General features: G+C 28.8%; 2 protein-coding genes. One reads left to right on the forward strand and one right to left on the reverse strand.

Annotated features, from left to right (window positions below; translation table 11 throughout):
* On the forward strand, nt 1-923 hold a 923-nt coding region (locus QZZ48_RS14905; protein ID WP_294967050.1), incomplete at its 5' end, for a hypothetical protein.
* Here QZZ48_RS14905 and QZZ48_RS14910 read toward each other — a convergent pair.
* Nucleotides 909-1,289: a YbgC/FadM family acyl-CoA thioesterase gene (locus tag QZZ48_RS14910; RefSeq protein WP_294967051.1), complete on the reverse strand. Its 381-nt coding sequence runs from the start codon at nt 1,287-1,289 to the stop codon at nt 909-911. The genes QZZ48_RS14905 and QZZ48_RS14910 overlap by 15 nt on opposite strands.
* Nucleotides 1,290-1,417: the final 128 nt, after the last annotated feature.

Below are 1,417 nucleotides of genomic sequence, written 5' to 3' on the forward strand. Positions count from 1 at the left end.
CTTCATTTGCTTACCTGATAGCAAAAAATCACTCATTTGAGCTAAAAAGTTATAAGATAGAAAGTGAAAGTATTGAAAATATAAAAATAGCTTTAGAAGAAATCTCTAAAGATGGTTTCAACCACGTTATTGCACCTCTAACTCAAAAAGGGGCTAATGCGATAGGAGAAATAGATCCTGATATGAATATCTTTTTTCCTACAATCAATAAAAAAGATATAACATCTACTTCTTCTTATCTAGTTTATGGTGGAATAGATTATCAAGCACAAAGTGATATTCTTTTAAAAAAGGCTGTATCTCCACTTGTAATCTTTTATGACAAATCGAGCATAGGTAAAAAACTAAGTCTATATGAAGAAGATAAGTTTATAAACAATGGTATAGATTATAATCTTAGCACTCAAGAGATAGAAACTCAGATACTAGATGCAAACAGAAGTGTAGTTAAATTTTCTATACCTAAAAGAACAACAAACTTGGAAAAACAACTATTTGAAAATGAAGAAATCTTAACTGGTTCTTTTTTCATAAATACACCAATTGTTAAGACGGGTATGATTATGTCTCAACTTACACTTTATGACACAAATGCTACAAATGTTTTATCTACTCAGATTAATTATGATCCACTTATTTTATCTATGACTCAATATGAAGATAGAAAAAACATGATAATAGCAAACTCTATTACTCAAAATAACAATATACTTATAGAAACAAACTCTCTTCTTGGTAATGACATAGTTTACGATTGGATTAACTATACAACGACGGTAGGTATTGACTACTTCTTTAACCTTGTGACTAGAGAAGATAGAGAGTACAACATAGATTTAGAAGATAATCAAATGATATATCCTATTGAGCTTTTAAACCCTTCTAGATATAGGTTTGTAAAGAACATATCAACTATCAAATAGTGATAGTATAAGTTCTTTAGTATCTGAATCTATCTTTTGAGGTCTTCCTTCAAAAGTGAGGTAAGCCAATGTTATAGACAATCCAAATATTTTTTTAGAATCTTTATATATATTTTGAGATAGTATAAACGAAGCAGCCTTCATCTTAACAAGTTCCGTAGTAACTTCTAACTCATCTCCAAGTTTAGCACTCATTATGTAATCAGCTTCTAATTTTCTTGCTACAAAGTGCCCAGTATCTAAGACAGGAGACATTCCTTTTTTAAAAAAAGCGTCACTTCTGGCTCTCTCACAAAAGTTTAAATAATTAGAGTGATAAACAACTCCACCTGTATCTGTGTCTTCATAATAGACTCGTATATTCATATAAAACCTTTTTATTTGCGGTACTTAAAAACTATTTATATTAATCAAAAAACTCTTTAACATTTATATTAGACTTAATCAGCTTTTTTTCAAACATTATATTACTAATTCCTATTATAGTTTTTTCA

This window comes from Sulfurimonas sp., assembly GCF_016744025.1.
Taxonomy (GTDB): domain Bacteria; phylum Campylobacterota; class Campylobacteria; order Campylobacterales; family Sulfurimonadaceae; genus Sulfurimonas.

Bases quoted from the DNA above. Each gene is read 5' to 3' on its own strand.
- QZZ48_RS14910 (WP_294967051.1), bottom strand. From the start codon at position 1,289: ATGAATATACGAGTCTATTATGAAGACACAGATACAGGTGGAGTTGTT.